The sequence below is a fragment of the Ancylomarina sp. YFZ004 genome, from assembly GCF_054254355.1.
In genome coordinates, this window is the sequence record NZ_JBTCHQ010000014.1 from 66,743 (window position 1) to 87,789 (window position 21,047).

Genomic DNA, 21,047 nt, shown 5'->3' on the forward strand with positions numbered 1-21,047 from the left:
GCAAAATAAAAAGCATTTTTCAGAAAGCTCTAATCAAGACTTAAAGGCCATCTAAATTATAAAAAACAAGAATTAAACAATATCCTATATTAAAGTAAAACTATAAGCAGGTGCAAAACAGAAAGACTCTACATAATAACTCTATAATAATATTATATAATTTTCATTAATATTAATGAGAGGTATTCATGGCGTATAATCATCCGGTAATGAATTAGCTGGTGAACGCTGCCCCATTGGCCCTTTCAATTCAAAAGAAAGCTCTCTTGAAGTACCATTGGCGCGAACTTCGAATTCTTTGCCTAATGACAATAAGGTAGAGGTGTAAATATAGTAGACTCCATCCAATTCATTTAAGTTAATTGGTTCTTCATCTTGATTTTCAAAATAAGTCACTCGAAGCGTATCTGTGCCAAATTTGTAGTGCTTCAAGTTTTTCTCTTCACTTGTAAGAACAAAGTGCCGTTTCGTAGAATCAAGTTTGGCTTTTATGTCATATCCATTTTCTTTGAATTTGTTCTGATACATACTCGTAAGGAAATGACGTAATGAACCAAAATAATGTTTGCGCCTATTACGTTTTATTACTAGTTTCTTTTGTGGATTCTCTATGTCAGCTGGTTTATAATAATAGAAGCCTTTAAGTTTGAATACCCCAATTCCAGATCCAGATTTTAGCTTAAGTTTTTTTCCCGAAGACATCTGTTTTTTACACACGTGAAAATCTTGAATAATGAGCTTAATATTGTAACCTAAGTATTTATTTTCCAGCAAAAGAGGCGTTTTACAATAGGCGTGAAAATCATGACCATCACGTCTAAAACTTAAGACTGAATCGTTAAGAACTTTAACTTGTTGCTTGTTAGAATTCCACATAAAATATTTGTAAAATAAACGAAGATTCCTACGACGCATATTTTTTGCGCAAACACTAAGTTCACTCAGATTAAGAGGTCTGTTGATTAGCTCAACATGAAAGTTCCCAGCAGATTTGATATCTAAAACAACAAGCTTGTAACTGAGATGCATGATAACGAGCTGAAAGGGAACATAAGGCGATTCGAGTTTAAATTCTCCATTCTTATTGGTTGTGGTACCAATTGTTGTTCCTGATATAAAGATCGCAGCATTTATTATCGGTTGTTTACTTATACTATCAATCACTTTACCTGTAATGGTATGTTTGATACTTTCTGCAAACATTAAGTTATGTGTTCCAAACAATAGAAACAGGAAAACAAATAGTGTCTTAATCATAGCTATTATCTTAATTCAACATTTCAAAATCTCTTTCTAATCAGTTTATTGTTGAAGCTACATAAACTTATGAAAAATAGAATTACAAATAATATGTTCTCCCAAAATAGAAAGCTTCTACATAATTAATACTCTCAGAGAATTCCACATAAACTTATTTTTGGGGACATTAATAAAATTATCATTCCGGCATAGTTCCTTGAACAAAGCCTTTTGAGCATTATAGCATTGACAATCTGACAAAAGAGTTGTAAATTGAGGATTGAATTCAGAACTCCCTACTTTCTTTTTTGCAACTTATATTGTGATACCTAGTCACTTTGTAAGCAGCTAAATCTCTCAACGATAACTAGAGAAGAATTTCCACTCTAATCCATCGAACAAAAAAAACATCATAAGAATAAGCTCAGCCAACTTAATGGTTAGAGAATAAATTATGCTTTTTTTATCCCTCTCACGTATACCAACAAGTGGTAGACATCATTTCACTATTAATTTAAAATCACACATTTATGAAAGCTTTTAGTATTTTATTGTTGTGTTTATTTCTAGCAAGCACTTCTTATTCGCAAAAGGAAAGCGGAACCGTTTACTCTGATCATGAAGCAATAACAAAAACCCGGGAACTATGGAAAACCTTTGAGGCCGGAGATGCAGATGCCTTTCTAAGTTATTTGTCGGATACAATTAAAGTATTCGTAAATGGGAAAATGGTTAATTCTTCAAAAGAAAGAACCATGAGCTATATCAAACATTACAAGGATAATTACGAAAATATAAAAGTTATAGATCATAAACCCGCCTACCCCGATGCGATAGATTATAAGGAAGCCGGCGTATGGGTACAAGATTGGGTAAAACTAACAGGCTTACATACTAAAAGTGGCATTATGCTCGATTTACCTGTACATCATCTGTATAGTTTCAATACTGATGGTAAGATTACTTCGCTTCATTATTACTTCAACAACGATGTGTTTGAACAAATTGGGGATAGTAAAAAAATCACGGAAAATGGGAAAGTGTATATCAACCACCCTCTTATTGCTAAGGTTAGAAAACTTATGAATGCCTTTAGAGCAAAGGACATTGAGAAATGGGCAACTTTCTTCTCGGAAAAAGCTCGTTTCGGTAACTCGACAATGAAATTTGGTAAAACCAAGAATTTGGAAGATCAAATCAAAGAACTAAAAGAGAGTCGTTTCTTCAAACCAGAAACTAAGTTTAAAATCAAAGAGATCGGTTATCCCGATTGCTTATATTATGCCAAGGGTGATGGCTACGTGGTATATTCCTGGTGGCTATATACCGAGTGGAGTAAAGACAAGAAAATTGAAGTTCCATTAATGGTGAGTACAACATTCGATAAGGATGGATTAATTGTAAAAGATTACGTGTGGTATAGTAATAATCACTTTGATGAATAGAGAGTTTTGAGCTTAAACTTGGCTATCCATAATAATTTATTAACAAAAAACACCTCATCCGTAACTGGAAGAGGTGTTTATTTGTTATCTAACATTTTTTTATCAATTTATTTCGTTTATTTACTTGCCTTTAATCGTTTCAGTCGACGCTCATTTCTTTTCTTTTGACGTCTTTCCTTAGCCAATTGTGCTTTGCTTTTAAGTTTCAATTTCTCCTTGGGGATATCAACTAAAGTCGCCTCATCAACTGGCCCTGATTGGGAATATAATCGTCTTTCCTTCTCGGCATGATCAGGAGCTAGGATGGAAGTATTGACAGGACGATTTGAATAATAATCTTGAGCAGCAGTTTCATCATTTTGAGCAGCATCTCTTGGAGCCACCGCACCAAAGCGATCGTATTGATCTAAACTATAAGCTATTGAATACAGTCTACCTGCATCCCCATCAGTGTCAGATGATACAGTTGAAGAGTTATTAGTTCGAGTTCCCACATTATTATTAGAGAAACTTCGTCCATCATCCAGATAAAGTGGCTTATGTTTTCGCTTATTCGTATTACCTCCAATGAAGATTCGCACACCAATATTCACATTTAGCATAGATAATGATAGCTTCTCATTTCTGTAAGGTATTAGATTGGCTGCTTCTGAATCAAGCATACCATCTTCTCTTATTGCTTCAGAAACATCACGTATTTGATAATTCATATCTTTATTTAAACTGGTCAGATATTCCGAGCTGAAATAAAAATTAATTCCTTGAAAAATATTAGTCGTCATATTAGCACCCAAACGAGTCGTGAGCGCTGTACTTTTATAAGCCTCCAAGGTCGTAATGGTTATATTCGTTTCTGGGTACATCATAGATGTTTGTGGTGAGTTCACAATAGATAAACCCGATCGACCATAAAACTCGAGAGTGAATCGACCAAATTTAAGATTGTACTGAGGGCCTATTTCAAAAGAAGTTGTACTTAATTCATGTCGTTTCGAATTTTGCTCAAGTCCCAAAGCCTGTCGATGATCGAATTTACTATAATTGGCACTAAGGCCTAATGAGATTTTTTTTGAGAAATTTTTATGTAATAGAATTCCACTATTAAAACCATCTTTCAGAAAATTGTTTAAATCACCTTGAGGGAAACTCATTCCATTGAAAAAATCGAGCGTGTAAACCTTGCGCTTTTCCAAGCTCATATTGGGCTTTATATCTCGATTAACATTTAGGTCTTGCCCAAAGGCAAATGAAATAATCGAGACTAATACTAGAGTTATAAACACCCTTCTCATAGTTCCAGATTTAGAATAAATTCAGTCAATAAATAGCTTTATAAAACTGGGGGATACTGACATACGCCTTAATATACTAAAAAGTAGGCAAGCAAAAAAAAATAAATCCTTATCAGAAATCAACTTTTATACATATAAAAACCTGTATCTCAGCAATTATGCTTCAAGCAAGCACTTTATATCATTCATATATAAAAAAAATAAGTTGACAGTCAAAAACAACCAAGGATTTATTAACTGAAAACCTGACTCACAAGAAGTTGCATCACAAGAAAAGTTATGTACATTCAATAACCAGTCTTATGTTTTAAAAGACATTATACGATTTCTTATTTGCTATTCCGTCCACCACAGTTTCTTGCAATATCATCTACAATGACGTTTGTAGGACTTTTGCTCAAATTCTTAGAGTATGAACCTGGAAAAATCCCATCACCCTGCTTGCCATTACTATTCCTGCCTATATCTGTAGTTAGTTCTAAGTATATGGGTTTACTCAGACTTTCACTATAAGCAGTTGGAAGTCTGCCCTCAGCATGCTTTCCTCCACTGTTTCTTGCAATATCAACAGCTTGTGAGATAAGGATTTGTTTACCAATGTTTGACTTCAAACAAATACGATCTGTTTTTACAAACTTGAAAGCAAGCTCTAGGTCATTAATAGAAGAGTTGAGAGAAGTCTGAGAACTTATCTCAGGAGGAAGCGTAGATTCAGAGTTTTGCTTTTGTGCAAAAGATGTTTGAAAAATAAGACACAAGGCGGAAATTAAGACGATTATTTTCATAAAAAAAAGTTTGGGTTAAACACGATTATAATCAACAAGTATAAAGAGTGGGGATTGTTGATAATATCACTTAATATAGTGAATTATTACTAAGAAAAGAACGATTGATTCTTATAATTTCATCATTTAAAGCTCAATGAGTACTGGATTGAAAAACTAAGATCAATAAGCATATCTATAATGAGAACAATTGGATGAATTAAAGAATGAATAATCTGTGAAATGGTATAATAACTTCCTATCTATTATGGTATTTTGAAAAATCTTTTCGACTTTTGCAGAATATTAAATGAAGCTTAAAAATGGATCAAGAAAAATACAACCAATTACGCGAACAGCTTGTTGAATCTGCTCAGTGGCCTGCACTCTATATGTTCAAATTTATTATCCCAAATAAGGATGAAAAACTGGAGACTTTAAAAGCCATTTTTCCAGAAGGAACCCAATTCGCTTATAAAACGTCAAAGGATATGCGTTTTATCAGTATTACCGTGAAAATCACGATGCAAGATGCTGATGCAGTGATTGCTATTTATGAGCAAACGAAGCATATTGAAGGCTTATTAGCTCTATAAGAGGTTAATTTGGAGATTTGATAATATGAGGATGAGTTGATGGGTAATATACATCTACTACATCCTTTTTTTTTCACTAACAATTGAAGTTATAGGGTCACATTAACTTTATATTCCTTATTAATTTGAAAGAAAATCTGCCATTGTATTAGGTGTCGTGTCCAAGTTTAACTTCTTTGTTAATTGAAGAATTAAAGGCATTTCTAAGCCAGCTGTTTCAAGTAAATTTTCATCTTCTAATAAGTCTTGTGGGTGGCCCGTTGCCAAAATCCGTCCTTCTTTCATCACCACAAGTTTATCAGCCCATTCGTAAGCAAAGTTAATGTCATGAGTAGAGATGATGATTGTTTTATTCTGCTCATGCAAATGATCCAGCACCTGAATGGTGTTTTTTTTCTGCTGATTATCCAACCAGGCAAAAGGTTCATCTAAAAGCAAGACATCGGGCTTACAAGCTAATACGCCTGCAATAGCCACTCTTTTTTTCTGCCCATAACTAAGCTGATGTGGTGGTTTTTTTCTTAACTCATGTGTTTGAGTCATCGTCATCACCTCATCCATACATTCTTGCAATGCTTCCCCCTTCATACCCGCATTAATAGCTCCAAAAGAAATATCCTTCTCTACCGTAGAAGCAAATAATTGAACCTCAGGATCCTGAAACACATAGCCCACCTTTCTAAAGAGCATGTTCCTATCCTTACGCTTACATTTTTGCTCTTCTCCATCGATAATATAACGACCAGTTTGCGCATAATGAATACCACAAAGACATAGAAATAAGGAGGATTTACCCGATCCATTTTCACCAACGACTGCCACTCTTTGTCCCTTCTCAATATGCAAGTTCACTTGATCGAGAGCCAAAGTCTGGTTTGGATATTCGAAACTGATATGTTCTAGTTCTAGATAAGGCATTTTGATATGATGATGAGTTAATATGAAAATGAGTTGATTAGATGATGTGATATTTTGAATAAATTATATGCGCTCTATAAATTTATTTGACCCAAAGCAATCAAGCTAATCATTAATAAGAAAGGTATAATACTTCGTTTCAGTTTGAAAGAACCATGAGCTTCAATAAATCTCATTTCGCCTCTATAACCTCTATTCAATAAGGCTTGTTGTGAAAAATCAGCATGAATAAGAGATTTTATCAAGACTGATGATACTAACATGCCTGAGGATCGAATAGATGATGAGAATGATTGGTAAGCCATTCGTTTCTTCTGTGACAGATAGCATTGTCGGGAGAACATAAGTAGAATGGTTATAAAACGAAAGGATAAAACAAAGAGTTCTATCAGTAAATCTGGTAATTTCATTTTTCTCAACAGATACTCAATCTCATCTATGGGACTCGTCAGAATCAAAAAATAGAAAGCAAACATGGCTCCCATGGCTTTTCCTACAATATAGATTCCCATATCCAAACTGACCTGAGAAAAACCAATATGATAATTCCCAAATTGAGTGATATAAATCGCGTCGAAACTCTCCTGGCTAATAATACAAATAATACTCGCAACGGCTACCAACATAAAGCTCATTGGAAGAGCAGCAATTTGTAATAAGGCTTTTACAGATAAACCATGGTAAAGAAAGAAAGCCGAAATGCAAGCAATAACAAGAAAGGGTGCCAGAATATTTTGCGTTAACAAGCTACCCAAAAGAAAAGCTACAAAGAAAGTGAACTTTTCGAAAGGATGCCAAGTGAGTTTGGCTTGTAATAGGTTGTATTTTTCGCTTATAAACACGCTCAATATTGAATTAAGAATTATGATTTTAGATTGATTAATTGAATTCGAAAATCATCATTTGACAGCTTTCTTTTTGCCTTTATAGTAACCAATAACGTAGGCTACGACTCCTGTACCGATAGCGGCTTGCAAAGAAAACAAAAGGCTTTCAATTTCACCACTTGGTGGCTCCCAAATATTCGAAAACCAAGGTTTATAATTCGGTTGAGATTCTGTGATATAATCTTCAGCTAAACCATCAGCTCCCATAAACTCAGCATTTGGGAAAAAGTATAAGGTTAACACCACAATTAATATTATGGCGCCTATCAAAAGCAGGTTACTCGTTTTATTTGTCATCATATCTAATTTATATCATCATCACATTTCGACTCCGCTCAATGCAAAGCGCTCAGGGTGCTGTTTTTTTTTATATTGTGTTTATATGTTTTAAGCCAACATTATCTCATCAACATATCACCACATTAAATCATTACCGCATCAACTTCTCTTCTTATACTGACTTAAGAAATCAAATCGCATAGGCACATGATCTGATAATAAATTCAGAACCACTACGGTTAATAAACCTTCGATAATAGCGATTGGGATTTGAGTCAAACCAAAAATACTAACAAACTTATAGAATGCTGTAGTCACTCCATTTACCACATCAGGGTGTGCAAAAGCCAATTGTGCAGATGTACAAATATAGGTTGCCATATTCCCAACAAAAACTGCTAAAAACACAGCCACTTTCTTATTAACGCCCAACTTATTACTCAGAGAAAAAATTAACCAAGTAAAAACAGGTCCAATAAAAGCCATTGAAAAAGCGTTCGCTCCAAGCGTTGTAATACCACCATGCGCCAACAACAAAACCTGAAACAAAAGGACCAAGACACCAATGACCGACATCACCCAAGGTCCAAAAAGCAAGGCTCCTAATCCAACTCCTGTTGGGTGAGAACATGAACCACTTACCGATGGTAACTTGAGTGCTGATAAAACAAATGCAAATGCAGTTGCCAAGGCTAAAAGCAATTTCAATTCAGGCTTTTCAACTACTAACTGTTTAATTTTTCTGAATCCTATAATAAAGATGGGCAAGTAAACCAATGACCAAAACATGGACCAAAAAGCAGGTAAAAAGCCTTCCATAATGTGCATACTAAATGCAGGAACAGGTGACAGTATCGCTAGTATTATAAAAAGTTTCTTCATTTTCGTTTCCTTTTTCTAAACGCTGACTGGTACGAGTACTCTGTCAGGATTCGAATAGTTAAATTATATCCCCTTTGATATTCATCAGGAGCAATTCGATCTCATAATCTTCAATTTCCTTTCCCAGCACTTCGCAACATTTACTTTTTAGGTGCTTATAGAAAACCTCATCCTCATTAAAAGGGAAAATCCTCTCTAAATCGCGTGCCATATTCACCTCTTTTATTTGGTCGATATACGAATCATCATAATCTACTTCTCGGGCAATTCGTATGAGGAATTCCTTATTAAAAACAACCTTCTTGCTATGTGTATCCAAATGGCCTTCGGCTAGTTTCACAGCCTTCCCCATCATAATACCCATTGTCACTTTTTCAACCCCACTCCCATTTATAGCATGAATGGTATCACCTATAAAGTTTCCGTATTGGATATAAGCCTGCTGTGGCATTTCAGGGAACTTCTGCTTCAGATATCGCTCAGATCGACCTCCCGAGTTGATAAAAACCTGTGAACTACCGTTCTCAACAGCAAACCTCACATGTTTTTTAATGGTTTGCACATAGGCTTCAGCTGAAAAAGGTTTCAGTATACCTGTTGTTCCAATGATTGAAATTCCACCTTCAATTCCTAAACGTGAGTTGAAGGTTTTTTTCGCAAGATTAGCACCCATAGGCACAAAGATTGAAACATCAAGACCTCTATCAATATGCTTTGCCTCTAAAACCCTTGTGAGCTCTCTCTGCATTATTTGACGAGGTATCGGGTTTACGGCAGGATCACCAATTGGCATTTCTAAACCTGCCTTGGTCACTGTTCCCACACCGTCACCTTTTAGAAAACGAATCTCACCAGAATCGTTAAAGCTTATCTTACAGCCTATCTCTGTGCCATCAGTCACATCAGGATCGTCACCTGAGTTTTTGATGACCGTACAAATACCATAATCCTCTGTAAATTCGGTACAATGTATCGGCATCATTGCTTCCCTATTATTAGGCAAGTCAACGCGTTCCCATTCTATTCCTTCTTGAGTAATTAAAGCTTTCAGTGCAGCTTTTGCCGATATTGATGCACAGGTTCCTGTAGTATAGCCATGAGCCAACTCCAGGCGTTTAATACCAAAAGCCTCATCTAAATAAGATTGAAACTCAGATCGGGTTTTAATAATCTTATCGTATTCTGGAAGATCTGGTCGTTTCACTACAAATAGAGGAATCTCATGCTTAATTGCCAAGTCCATCTTTTTATCGAGTAAACCCGAATAACCACTCTCCTTAGTCATAATGGCTTGTACACTCTCATCCTTAATCAATTCTTCTTCCAAAAGCAGGTTTTCGAAACGAGAAGAAACAATCAATCTCTCTTCTTTCACTTCTGCTTTATTCGCAATATGAATTGATTCTGGAAAGTTGAGAATGCGAAACCATATATCACAATCAGGTAAGGCCTTTTTTATCTTTGGTAGATTTTTAACACCTACCAAGGAAAGCACTCGCTCAATTCCCATCTTCCTAATCGACTCAATACAAGCATCCATCGATGGCAAATAATGAATAAATTCGTGATCTAACCTTTCAATAAATTCACGTTCGATACGAACGATAGCTATGTCAAGTTCAGAAGCCACACGATGCAAGTTGATATGCAAATCAGCTGCAAAAGGATGAGCTGCGTCTACGATCAATTTTATCTCCTGATTACGGCAGAATTCAATCATTTCTTCCTCATTCATTCCTCCCGACAAACATTCACCCATCTCCGAAATAAGAGGATGACTATTGGTCTTGGTTGAATAGAAAAATGGTTGCTTCAGATCGCTCAACCAATTGGCTGTTTTGCGTCCCTCTGTCGTCCCTCCAAATATTAAAATCTGCCTTTTCATTCAAGTATAATTAGCAATGAATAATTTGTGATGAGCGATTAGGATTTTGATAAGGGGATTAGAAATCCCCAAGCCCTTACCTGCTGATTTCAAATCAACAGGAGCTGCATTAAATTTGCGAACAAACGTCAATTATAATATCAACACATCCCCAAATATTCACATCAGACAATTAGCTTTTCTCTCTAAAAATATGTCTGAACGTCGGATCGTATAATTTCGATCGGTTCTTTCTATTATCAATGGCTTCACCAACAACAATCATAGTGGTTAGGGTCAGCTCATTCTCCTTCACAATATTAGCCAGATCCTTCAATTTTCCTCTCCAGATTTTTTCTTCCTGCCAAGTCAGTTTGTAACAAACAGCAATTGGAGTTTCAGGAGGGTAAGCCGCCAATAAATCAGCTTGAACCTGATCAACCAAAGTTGCACTTAGGAACAGACAAATAGTTGATTGAAACTTAGCCAACTCCGTCAATTTTTCTCTCTCTGGCATGGCAGTACGCCCTTCGCCACGAGTTAGAATAATGGTTTGAATACGATCCGGAATCGTAAACTGTGATTTTAAACGAGCTGCTGCCGCTTGAAATGAAGAAATACCAGGAACAATTTCATAAGACATATGATTGTGATCGAAGAAATTCATCTGCTCTTGAATGGCACCATAAATACAAGGATCACCTGTATGCAAACGCACCACTGAATGTCCCATTTTGTAATGCTCATGCATGATATCGAATTGCTCTTCAAGCGTCATAGATGCAGAGTTGCGAACCACACAGCCTTCTTTAGCGTATTCAGTCAATCGACGTGGAACCAAACTTCCAGCATAAAGAATCAAGTCTGCATTTTGCAATAGTTTCTTTCCTTTAACCGATACCAATTCCGGATCACCAGGACCAGCACCAACAATGGTTACAAAACCTGCTTTTCTTTCCTGACGAACATCCATAGCCAAGGCTAAAGTGAAATGCTTACCGAAAGAATCAACATGCTTTGATTTCCCAAGCAACAATGCCTTAGCTCCCGATGACAATAGTGCAGATGCTTCACTCACATTATTAGCCCCTGTTGCTGCATGTGCTGCTTCTGAGAATAATAGATCAGCATCAATTTCATTCAAATCTTCTGCTCCATAGTAGTTGAAAGTCAAAGCATGCTTTTCACTCATCGCTTTGTAAGCTGTTTCATCTTTTTTGAGGTCAACCGTATTGATTGCCACCAATGAATGCTTAGAGTAAGCTTGTTCTTCAAGCAAACTCAAAACTTGCGCTTCGTACTCATCAGCATTGATGCTCTTTTGAGCACCCGTTCCCAAATGCAGGCATTTTGGACGGAAGAATAAAACAGGAAGTGTTGTTTCATAAAGCTTTGGTGTCAAAGCAATAATCAAGTCAAAATCCTTAGGATTGATTGCTGAGAACTCATAAAAGACCTCTACAAAATCAGGAAGCGTTCTTTCCAATTGCTCGCTACCTTCATCTTTTATATCAAGTAATAAAGCCGTCTTTTTGCCATTCACAAAAGCAGCAATAAAGTCATTTTCAGTGGTATTGAAATACTCATTTGTCCACTTGTATTTTCTACCGATGATATCCAAAGCCCAAAGGTTCAGCGTATCGCTAGCAGTAGTAATCAAAGCTGTTCCTCCTGAGATATTGGCAATGGTTTTAGCCAAATGGTTGGCGCCACCTTTATGTCCTGACAATACCGACTGTACATATTGACCTTTCACATCCATATTAATGATTGCTGGATCGATCTGCTTATTCTGAATAAATGGTGCTATTGATCGTACACATATTCCTAACGCTCCAATAAACACAAAGGCATTGTAGTGATTGAAATCTTTCTCAAGGAAACAGTTTATCGATTCAATTTTAGTTGTTCCTTCGTATGCTCCAACCGAAAAGATCTCAACATGATCCAGTTCTTTACGAAGCGTATCAGCAACTTCTAGCGACTGCTTATTATTTATGATTATGGCTATTTTATCCATGGCTCAATTATTTACATCTACAACATCAATTGCAGATAGATATTTTATTGAACCCCTTCGGGGCTCTTTTTATATTTTCGATTGTATCTACAAGTTCAATTGCAGATAGATATTTTGGTGAACTCCTTCGGGACTCTTTTATATACTTTCGATTGACCACGGACTTCATCCGCGGTTATTCATATTTAAGCCCTTCGGGCTATCATTTGCATTTTCTGATACGAAATTAAATCATTATCGAATCGTCGCATTTGCACATCATCGAATCAACTTTTGTTGCCTTTAATATTTCAATTGGATTAAAATCATCCAACTGAATGCGACTTGTTTTTTCCAATTGCATCCCTAACTCAAGGGCCGATTCTTTAAATGTTGCGATGGTTTCATCACTAACAGCATTGAATACGATGCAACCATTGGGCTTTAAATAAGCATGTAGTTTTTCCATCATCGCCTGAAGTTTGCCTCCATGTCCACCAATGAAAATACGATCAGGTGCAGTTAATACGTCTAAATTCTGTTCGAAGAAATCACCATTGTGAATATCGATTCCCGGAACATGAAAAGTTTTCATATTGTTGCGAATGATAGCATCTGATTCACTTCTCTTCTCAAAGGCAATTACCTTTAGTTTTGGAAAAGCTTGTTTCGCTTCTATCGAAACCGATCCTGTGCAATAGCCCACATCCCAAAGGACAGAGGCTGAATCCAATTGCAGACTCGACAAACTAGCCAATCGAATCAGACTCTTGGTCATCATCTTTGGACGCCCATCCAGAGTTTGAAAAACCTCATCGGGAATACCAAACTGGCGAATAATTGGCTCTTTCTGAACTAATATCATACAATTAGGATGAACAAAATCAACCTCTAAAAGTTCTGCTATGCTTAACTTCTGACATTTCTGATTGGGACCACCTAGCTTTTCACCTAAATAGCAATCGTAATTATCAAAACCGTAGTCAAGCAGATATTGAGCAATGGTATTTGGTGTTCTTTGTCTATCCGTTAAAACCCCAATCATCTGTTCACCTCTGATCAATGGCAAATCAATCTCAGGCCAATCGCGTCCTGTTAAAGTCGCAATGTGCATTTTACCATATTCCAACTGATAATGATGAGCTAAAAGTTGAAGGCTATTGTGAGCTGGATAGACCAAGAGTTCTGCAGCAGGAAATTCACGTTTAATCGTGTTCCCAATTCCATAGAAAAGAGGATCTCCCGAAGCAATGACAACAATGGTTTCGTCAATTTGTCTGTATTGATCAAACACATTAGTCAAGGGCACTGTAATATTAATCCACTCGGAATTTTCAGGCAAATAATCCTGAATCAACTCCTTGTGACGAATTCCACCCGAAAAGAAACGAGACTCAGCAATATGCTGAATCGCTTCTCTATTCAGGTTGGGATGCGGCATATCTGTAATGCCTATGACCACAAATTTAGACATCGCGACCAACTTTTAATTCTTTAGCATCATCTAAGCTTAATACCGAGTTTACAATAGTTGCAGCTAATGTTGAGCCACCTTTTCGTCCTTCGATAATGACAGCTGGTAGCTTCGCAAAACTCTTCACTCTATGTTTTGATTCTTCTACATTCACAAAACCTACTGGCGATGCAACAATTCCCATTGGGGAGAAATTCTTCGAACGCATCAAGGCAGTTAGTTCGATTAGGGCAGTTGGTGCATTACCAAAAACATATAAAGCATCTGGATGATCTTCAACCGCTAAACGTATACCCGCTTGAGTACGGGTGATTTTATGCTTTTCTGCCAACTCAGCCACACGAGGGTCGTGTAAATAACATTTCACTTCTATGCCCATTCGCTCGCAGGCAGCCTTACGAATACCAGACGTAATCATGGTAACATCAGTGATAATCACACCCCCATGTTTCAACTTCTCATGCCAAACATTCAATGCGTCATTGCGCACTTTCAATAGATCTACCATTTGGAAATCTGCCGAGGTATGAATCAAATGCATTAGAGCCCATTTTGTCTCCAAGGGTATATCTTTACCCTTTAACTCTTCAGCAATAGTTGCAAAGCTTTTTTGCATAATTAGCGGTCCAGGCTTACCTTTTTCGCTGTATTTATTGTAATAACCACGTGGGGTTATAAATTTCTTATTTTTAGAGATATAAGATTGAGAGTTTCCAATCACAACCAAGCAGAACATATCCACTTTTTCAAGATCTACTTCGGCTAGCGTACTAAGCTCAATATTCTCTTCAGCTCGTCCAACCTGACGAACAATGGCAACGGGTGTTTCCGGGCTACGCTCCTCAAGGAAAATTTCCTGAAGACGATAAATTTGCCAGTAACGCCCCTTACTTTTAGGGTTATATAATACGGTAACAAAATCGCCAAAAGCAGCGGCTTTAATACGCCTTTCGATCAACTCCCAAGGGGTTAACAAATCCGATAAAGAAAGAATAACAGTATCGTGACCAATTGGAGCTCCCAATTTTGCGGCAGCAGCTTGGAAAGCAGAAATACCTGGAATCAATTCAATATCAACATTTGATTCACGCTTTTCAGCCATCTCATAAATCAGTGGCGCCATGCCGTAGATGCCCGCATCACCTGAACTAATCACAGCTACTTTCTTGCCTTGTTCAGCATGCTCAAAAGCAATCTCTGCTCGTTGAGTTTCTTGTTTCATTCCTGTATCCAAACATTCTGTTCCTTCTTGAAGGAAAGTTTGAATAAACTGGAAATAGTACTTGTATCCAATAACAACATCTGCCTCTTTAATGGCATCAATAGCTGGATTTAAAAACATGTTTGGATCACCAGGACCCAAGCCAACGATATATATTTTTCCTTGCATAATTTCTTCTATCTGATACTTGTGTTTATTGTAAACATGATCTACAATACGAAATCACTGTATCTATTTTTCATACAATCGAACACCCCTCTGTCCTTCGGACATCTCCCCTGAAAGGGAGAATAGGTTACAATTGAATTTATAACTTTTAACTCTAGTGCATTTTAGGCACTTGTAAGTACTTTAAACTCTCTCTAACTTTTAAGCCTTCTTCAGAATAATGATCGTGAAATAAGGGATTCTTCTGTCACGAAGCACTTCTGCATCGTCGGTGATAAACTCCTTATCGGTTCCCAGATATTCTCCATAGAATAATTCTGGCTTATGCTCTAAAATAAAGTCTGCAATCCAGGTTTTTACTTTTGACACTTTCATCAATACGATGGTATCATTCTCTTCAAGTTGTTTTAGCAAACCTTCTTTGCTGTCTACATTCGGATCGACTAAAACCTTATCGCTTAAAGTACAAATGGGTAAACCTGATTTTGAACCTGCCAAAATAAAAGCGGGTACACCCGGAATCATTTCATATGATATATTGTTATTTTTCAGATGTTTTAAGAGATAAGCAAATGTGCTGAAGAACGAAATATCGCCCTCACTCACCACCGAAACATGCAAATCCTGCTCTATATCTGCCTGAATTTTCTGAAACAATTCAAAATAGGCTCCCTCCGCCTCTGATCTGTCGTAAGACATTTTCAAGGGTATCGGATATAGTTGCAAATCATTTAAACCTAATTGTTTTAAAATAGGGAGCGAAAAACTAGAATTACCTTTTTTCTCAGATACACTAGCAGGATAATAAATCTTATCAGAATGCTGAAGTGTTTTAAGAGCCTTTATTGTAATCAATTCGGGATCGCCTGGTCCTAAGGAAACCCCATATACTTTACCTGTCATATTCTAATGTTTATGATCGTGTGAATGTCCGTGATGATGTGCATGGCTGTGATCGTGTCCATGGTGATGGTGGTGATGTGAACAAGCAGAAGGATCTCTACTTTCAATCAAATCCACCTTGCCTTCTTCAACCGCTTTCAATCTCAACATCAGAATATCGATCAGCAGATCACTCTCGCCAATTTTAGGACATAGAATGAACTCCTTTTCAGGATGCTTCAATTTGAATTCTTCTATGCTTCTAATTGCATTATCCAGATAAACTCCTGGGAAGAAAATATAGGGTAAAGCGATAATACGCTTATATGATAATTGATCTAAAACAGCCAAAGCTTTATCTACCGAAGGGAAAGTCATACGTGAAGTAAAAGCATTGATCATGAATGGCATTTTCAACTCTTCCTGAGCCAAACGAGAGAGCTTGAGCATATCACCATTTGAATCGGCCATAGAAGCACCAATACCAATTGGGAAGAAAGCGGTATCGCTCATATCTTCATCAGAGATACTCTTCTTGATTAGATCCAAAGAAAGATCCACCATTTCCTGACATACGCCAATGTAATTAGCCAATTTGATTGTCACCTCATGTTTTTCCTGAAGCTCGTGAAGCTTATTCGGAATATCAGCAGCAATATGAACACCATTGAATAAGAAAACAGGCACCGCAATAATTTCCTCTACACCCTTAGCCTTCAACTTGCTTACACCTTGTTCGAAATTAGGTTCAGAAAGTTCCAGAAAACCATATTCAACTTCATAATCAGTTATTGTGCTTGCAAATTTCTCTGCAAATGCTTTAAAAGCTAACTCTCCAACTTGAACACGAGTACCGTGTCCGCACAGTAATATTCCCTTCTTCATATTTAAGATTTATGAATTTTAATTGATGATTGAGTATTCCTCTTTTGCTTGTGCTTCTTCAGCTACAGCCATCAGTTTATCTGATATAGAAACGACCTCGCCAACAACCATAATGGCTGGTGGGCGAAAATCTAAAGCTTCCATCTTTGCAATGATATTATGCAATTCACCTTTCACAACTTCCTGCTCTGGACAAGTTCCCCAACGAATTAAGGCAACCGGAGTTTCTTTTGAACGTCCATGTTTCATCAAATTGTTAATGATAGTCGGCGCATTGGTTATGCCCATATAAAAGACAAGCGTATCGATACCTGTAGAAATTTTATCCCACTGCAAATCTCTTTCGCGACTTACTGGAGGATGACCGGTGAAGAATGCCACTGAAGAAGAAACATTACGAGCCGTTACAGGAATACCAGCATAAGCTGGTGCAGCAATACCTGAAGTGATACCAGGAATCTCTTCAAATTGAATTCCATTCTCAAGCAATTTAATCGCTTCTTCACTCCCTCTACCAAATACGTAAGGATCACCACCTTTTAATCGAACAACCGTCTTACCCATTTTGGCATAATCCACAATCATCTGATTGATATCTTCCTGTGGGCAAGTGTGATTCTTATGCTTTTTCCCAACATAAATACTCTCACAACTGTCCTTACAATAGTCCAGAAGTTCAATATTAACCAAGTAGTCGTAGAATACGACATCGGCAATTTTTAAAGCCTCAGCGGCCTTAACGGTAATTAAACCTTTATCTCCAGGTCCTGCTCCGGTTATATATACTTTTCCGTTCATTATATCTTTCTTAAATATAGTATCTCAATTTATCGATGCGAATCGATTTATAGGTTCCAAGTTTTTGTATCAACCTTATCTAATAATGCTTCTACCTTTTCAAGTAAATTATCCTTCATAAAGGCCTTCTTTTCCTTTTCGCCAAGTCCAAGAGTATCCTTTACCATCTGATTTCTCAGACGCCCCAACTCCAGAACTTCTTCTTGCAAAGAGTTATCGAATTTTTGATCGAGATATGTACGTATTTTTTTAGCCAGATAAGGATTTTGACCATTGGATGAAACAGCCAGTTGAATATCGCCACATTGAGTAGCAGCTGCCGGATAAAAATTGGAATATTCAGATGAATTGGCTGAATTAAATAGAATAGCTTGTGATTCAGCATCTGCACCTATTCGAGAATTTGTTTCTGAACAATCAGTTGCAGCTATTACAAGAAAAAAGCCATTGACATCATTGGCTTGATACGTGCTATTAAGATAATGGTAGGCACCTGCCTCACGCATTTCTTGCAGAATAGCAGTAATATTTGGAGCAATTAGTGTGACATTTGCTTCAGCCTTAATCAAAGATTTAAGCTTACGTTCTGCCACTTTTCCGCCGCCCACAATTAAACAATTCCGGCCCTTTAGATTTAAACTTACTGAATACCAGCTCATCGCACTTTAGTTTACATTAACACTCTGATTTTTAACAAATCAATTTCCAGGTAAGCAACTAAATATGATGGGGTATGTTTGTTTAATTGAAGATAAATATATCTACAAACAACTCCCTTCCCCAAGAGTCTTAAGTTTGATTACCGTTTTGGCAGGTTTCCTGACTTGTTTCGTAGATCAATAGATCGGTTTTATTCCTTCCCATTCCGAGTGTTGGAACAGTGGATTTAGTAAAAACCATAAAAAACTTACAGTAGCGGGGGCTGTATCGGACTTTAACCGAATTCCCTTTTAAAGCTCAATCGACGATTAAGCTTTCACCAAAACTGCGTCAAATGTAAGCGTTTTTTATTCTCTCCAAAACAATTTAAAGACGATTTGTTCTTTTTTAGATTTGTTATAAAACATCAATATCCTGAACAGGTGTTAAATATCAACATCATAAGCTTTCTGATTAGGTCATCACAGCTTCTAATTCAGACTAATTATTCTTTTTTTATTCCTAAACCATCAAGAAAATCTGTATCTATGTATCTTTAATCAATTTTTAAGTTTTAATAATCACATGGCTTCTTTACAAGTATTCTCCATAACCCTATTAGCAATCTATGTTATTCTCATTGTCGGATCATCTATATTTTCTAAGAAAAGTGATTCTATTGAAGGCTATTTCCTAGCCAACAGATCCCTCTCTTTCTTAGCCTTAGCCATCACGTTTATTGCTTCGTGGTGGGGAGCTGGTTCAGCTATTGAAACGGCTGATCACTCCTATCAGAATGGAGTTTCTGCCTTCTGGATTTATGGAATGCCTGTTTTATTCTCTACGGGTTTACTCTTTGTATTTGCGAGGGCCATCCGAAAAGTGGGCAGCATCACGCAACCCCAATTATTGGAAGAACGATATGGAAAAGCTCCAGCACTAATGCTTTCGGTACTGATTTTCTTATTCATGACGATTACAGCTGCCTCACAAATTGTAGGAATTGGTATATTCTTCGAAAAATTTCTACACTTAGATTATAAGATGTCAGCCATTATTGGAACAGGTATTGTCTTACTCTATTCCTTTTTTGGAGGATTCAAAGCTGTTGTCCGTACTGATATCATACAATTTGTCTTTCTCTTATCGGCCTCAATATTGGTCTTTGCCTACGCCTATTATTATTCAGGAGGAATTCCTGCAATTAAGAATATTGCTGATACAAAAGGCTTAAGCAACTATTTCTCTTTTACCCATCAGATATCAAGTAATATGGTTTATATCATCACATTTGGTAGTGCGTGGATGATACAGGCCAATGTCTGGCAACGAATTTCAGCAGCTCGATCTCCCCACGATGCTCGTAAGATGATAGGCTTAAGCTTTCTAGTCTATATCCCTCTTTACCTAATGGTGACTTTTACGGGGATGCTAGCTTTAGGCTTATTTGAAGAGATGCCTCAAGGTGGTGTTATTTCAGGCATTATCAATGATTATATGCCTCCATTCCTTGGTGCATTAATCTTTGTGGGTATTTGTTCGGCCATTATGTCTACCATGGATTCTTTGATCAACACGGGAGCTATGGTTCTTTGTGTAGATATATACAAAAACAAGTTTAAGCCTGATGCCAAACAAAAACAACTTCTGATCGTTGGAAAGCTAGGAACAATTGTTGTCACGCTTATTGCCTTGGTTATTGGTCTCGAAATAAAATCAATTCTTAAGGTTTCATGGCTTGCTGCCGATCTTTTATCAACGGGTGCTTTCGTCCCTTTAATGCTAGGCTTTATTTGGAAAAGGGGGACTACGATTGGAGCGATGTCGTCTATGATTTTTGGCACCATTTTCTCGCTTTACAACTTAACGGTTGCTCTGGGTGCCAAACTGCCTCTTCCCTGGGAAATTGGAACAGCCAAACATGTTTTAATTGGCATGCTTGGATCAGCCTTAGTTTATTTAATTGCCAGCTTAGTCAGCAAAGCTGAAACAAATAAATCGGCATCATTTATTGCTAAGGTTGGTTTCAATAAATCATAAAACGTTTCTACACTCCCAAAGATATATAATAGATTCATCGGCATGATAGGCTACAATTCCACAAGTAGTATCAAGTTACAGTAAAGTAGCAGCGTGCTAAAACCCCTTGCTACTGGACGATTACATCGTGTGGTTTTTATTTCTAACAAAGGAACGCGATACTACTGAAACGAAGTGGAGCTCGGCGAAGCTAATTAGTATAAGTCCGACATAAGCATCGCACTTATTAAGACTCTCTTTATCCTTGAATCTTTTTTCTCCGGTTTGGTCCTTATTTGCTCCGCTTTGGTATTTCTGAGGTACCCTCCCTACCTGGGAAGTGCGGCTTGGTACTTCTGAGTTCCGGTTTGGCATCTTTTCACTCCGACTTGGTTCTTTTGAGGTACTCCCCCCTACTTCGGAGGCACCCCCACCCTGTTAAATAGATTCCATTTTTAAAGACACACAACCCAGCACCTCCCATTCCCCTTATGAACAACAACTTACAGAAACATGGTTGCTTTTCACAAGTGGTATCAAGCATAATAATTATAGGTTTATCAGTTACAACTGGAATATTTTGAAGTATTTTTTAAGTAGATAAATTTCATTTCAACTCCCCCTGAAATCTTAAAACACTATTTACAATAACACTAATCTTATGTTGTTTTTAATTAATCTTAATACAAATCAATATTGATATTTAGCTAATCAGTTAAATATTTTTTAAGTTAAGGCTTCTTAAGCCTAAATATAACCCAAATCGCATGGTCCATTTACCCAAAAATGTTCCCC

General features: G+C 37.0%; 18 protein-coding genes and 1 riboswitch. Of the genes, 3 read left to right on the forward strand and 15 right to left on the reverse strand.

All coding sequences use genetic code 11. The features are described 5' to 3' along the window. Positions 1–186: 186 nt before the first annotated feature. Positions 187–1,257: a carboxypeptidase-like regulatory domain-containing protein gene (locus ACXR6G_RS17890; RefSeq protein WP_458362822.1), complete on the reverse strand. Its 1,071-nt coding sequence runs from the start codon at positions 1,255–1,257 to the stop codon at positions 187–189. A 512-nt stretch (positions 1,258–1,769) separates the two neighbouring features. Between ACXR6G_RS17890 and ACXR6G_RS17895 the strand changes: the two genes are divergently transcribed. Further along, positions 1,770–2,684 (forward strand): nuclear transport factor 2 family protein, encoded by a 915-nt coding sequence (locus ACXR6G_RS17895; protein WP_458362823.1) that lies wholly within the window; start codon positions 1,770–1,772, stop codon positions 2,682–2,684. Positions 2,685–2,800: 116 nt separating this feature from the next. Here the strand turns inward: ACXR6G_RS17895 and ACXR6G_RS17900 are convergent, their stop codons facing one another. Further along, positions 2,801–3,883 carry a hypothetical protein gene (locus ACXR6G_RS17900; protein ID WP_458362824.1) on the reverse strand — a complete coding sequence of 361 codons (1,083 nt, stop codon included), beginning with the start codon at positions 3,881–3,883 and terminating at the stop codon, positions 2,801–2,803. Between the two features lie 422 nt (positions 3,884–4,305). Further along, entirely contained in the window at positions 4,306–4,761 is a 456-nt protein-coding gene (locus ACXR6G_RS17905; RefSeq protein WP_458362825.1) for a hypothetical protein, read from the reverse strand. Positions 4,762–5,063: 302 nt separating this feature from the next. Between ACXR6G_RS17905 and ACXR6G_RS17910 the strand changes: the two genes are divergently transcribed. After that, positions 5,064–5,336: a DUF493 family protein gene (locus ACXR6G_RS17910; RefSeq protein WP_458362826.1), complete on the forward strand. Its 273-nt coding sequence runs from the start codon at positions 5,064–5,066 to the stop codon at positions 5,334–5,336. Positions 5,337–5,456: 120 nt separating this feature from the next. On the opposite strand, the gene ACXR6G_RS17915 is transcribed toward ACXR6G_RS17910, so the two are convergent. The 12 genes from ACXR6G_RS17915 to ACXR6G_RS17970 form a co-directional block, all read right to left on the reverse strand. Next, positions 5,457–6,254, reverse strand: a complete 798-nt coding sequence (locus tag ACXR6G_RS17915; RefSeq protein WP_458362827.1) for an energy-coupling factor ABC transporter ATP-binding protein — start codon at positions 6,252–6,254, stop codon at positions 5,457–5,459. A gap of 74 nt (positions 6,255–6,328) precedes the next feature. Further along, entirely contained in the window at positions 6,329–7,096 is a 768-nt protein-coding gene (locus tag ACXR6G_RS17920) for an energy-coupling factor transporter transmembrane component T (protein WP_458362828.1), read from the reverse strand. A gap of 57 nt (positions 7,097–7,153) precedes the next feature. Next, positions 7,154–7,441: an energy-coupling factor ABC transporter substrate-binding protein gene (locus ACXR6G_RS17925; RefSeq protein WP_458362829.1), complete on the reverse strand. Its 288-nt coding sequence runs from the start codon at positions 7,439–7,441 to the stop codon at positions 7,154–7,156. A 138-nt stretch (positions 7,442–7,579) separates the two neighbouring features. Further along, complete coding sequence (locus ACXR6G_RS17930) at positions 7,580–8,302, reverse strand: energy-coupling factor ABC transporter permease (protein ID WP_458362830.1); 723 nt, start codon at positions 8,300–8,302, stop codon at positions 7,580–7,582. A 58-nt stretch (positions 8,303–8,360) separates the two neighbouring features. Further along, positions 8,361–10,187 (reverse strand): cobalt-precorrin-5B (C(1))-methyltransferase CbiD, encoded by a 1,827-nt coding sequence (gene cbiD, locus ACXR6G_RS17935; RefSeq protein WP_458362831.1) that lies wholly within the window; start codon positions 10,185–10,187, stop codon positions 8,361–8,363. Between the two features lie 172 nt (positions 10,188–10,359). Continuing rightward, positions 10,360–12,186, reverse strand: coding sequence for a precorrin-4 C(11)-methyltransferase (cobM, locus tag ACXR6G_RS17940; protein ID WP_458362832.1), 1,827 nt, complete (start codon positions 12,184–12,186; stop codon positions 10,360–10,362). Between the two features lie 226 nt (positions 12,187–12,412). Further along, entirely contained in the window at positions 12,413–13,639 is a 1,227-nt protein-coding gene (cbiE, locus tag ACXR6G_RS17945) for a precorrin-6y C5,15-methyltransferase (decarboxylating) subunit CbiE (RefSeq protein ID WP_458362833.1), read from the reverse strand. Continuing rightward, positions 13,632–15,029, reverse strand: coding sequence for a precorrin-3B C(17)-methyltransferase (gene cobJ, locus ACXR6G_RS17950; RefSeq protein WP_458362834.1), 1,398 nt, complete (start codon positions 15,027–15,029; stop codon positions 13,632–13,634). The genes cbiE and cobJ overlap by 8 nt, the downstream gene beginning before the upstream one ends. A 201-nt stretch (positions 15,030–15,230) precedes the next feature. Continuing rightward, the gene (cobI, locus tag ACXR6G_RS17955) at positions 15,231–15,932 is read right to left on the reverse strand and encodes a precorrin-2 C(20)-methyltransferase (protein ID WP_458362835.1); all 702 of its coding nucleotides are present in this window, start codon (positions 15,930–15,932) and stop codon (positions 15,231–15,233) included. Between the two features lie 3 nt (positions 15,933–15,935). After that, positions 15,936–16,796 (reverse strand): sirohydrochlorin chelatase, encoded by an 861-nt coding sequence (locus ACXR6G_RS17960; protein ID WP_458362836.1) that lies wholly within the window; start codon positions 16,794–16,796, stop codon positions 15,936–15,938. Positions 16,797–16,814: 18 nt separating this feature from the next. Next, positions 16,815–17,594 (reverse strand): uroporphyrinogen-III C-methyltransferase, encoded by a 780-nt coding sequence (gene cobA / locus ACXR6G_RS17965; RefSeq protein ID WP_458362837.1) that lies wholly within the window; start codon positions 17,592–17,594, stop codon positions 16,815–16,817. 47 nt (positions 17,595–17,641) lie between these two features. Further along, the gene (locus ACXR6G_RS17970; protein WP_458362838.1) at positions 17,642–18,253 is read right to left on the reverse strand and encodes a precorrin-2 dehydrogenase/sirohydrochlorin ferrochelatase family protein; all 612 of its coding nucleotides are present in this window, start codon (positions 18,251–18,253) and stop codon (positions 17,642–17,644) included. 133 nt (positions 18,254–18,386) lie between these two features. Next, positions 18,387–18,593: riboswitch (cobalamin riboswitch) on the reverse strand. A gap of 225 nt (positions 18,594–18,818) precedes the next feature. Between ACXR6G_RS17970 and ACXR6G_RS17975 the strand changes: the two genes are divergently transcribed. Then, entirely contained in the window at positions 18,819–20,273 is a 1,455-nt protein-coding gene (locus ACXR6G_RS17975) for a sodium:solute symporter family protein (RefSeq protein WP_458362839.1), read from the forward strand. Positions 20,274–21,047 lie beyond the last annotated feature (774 nt).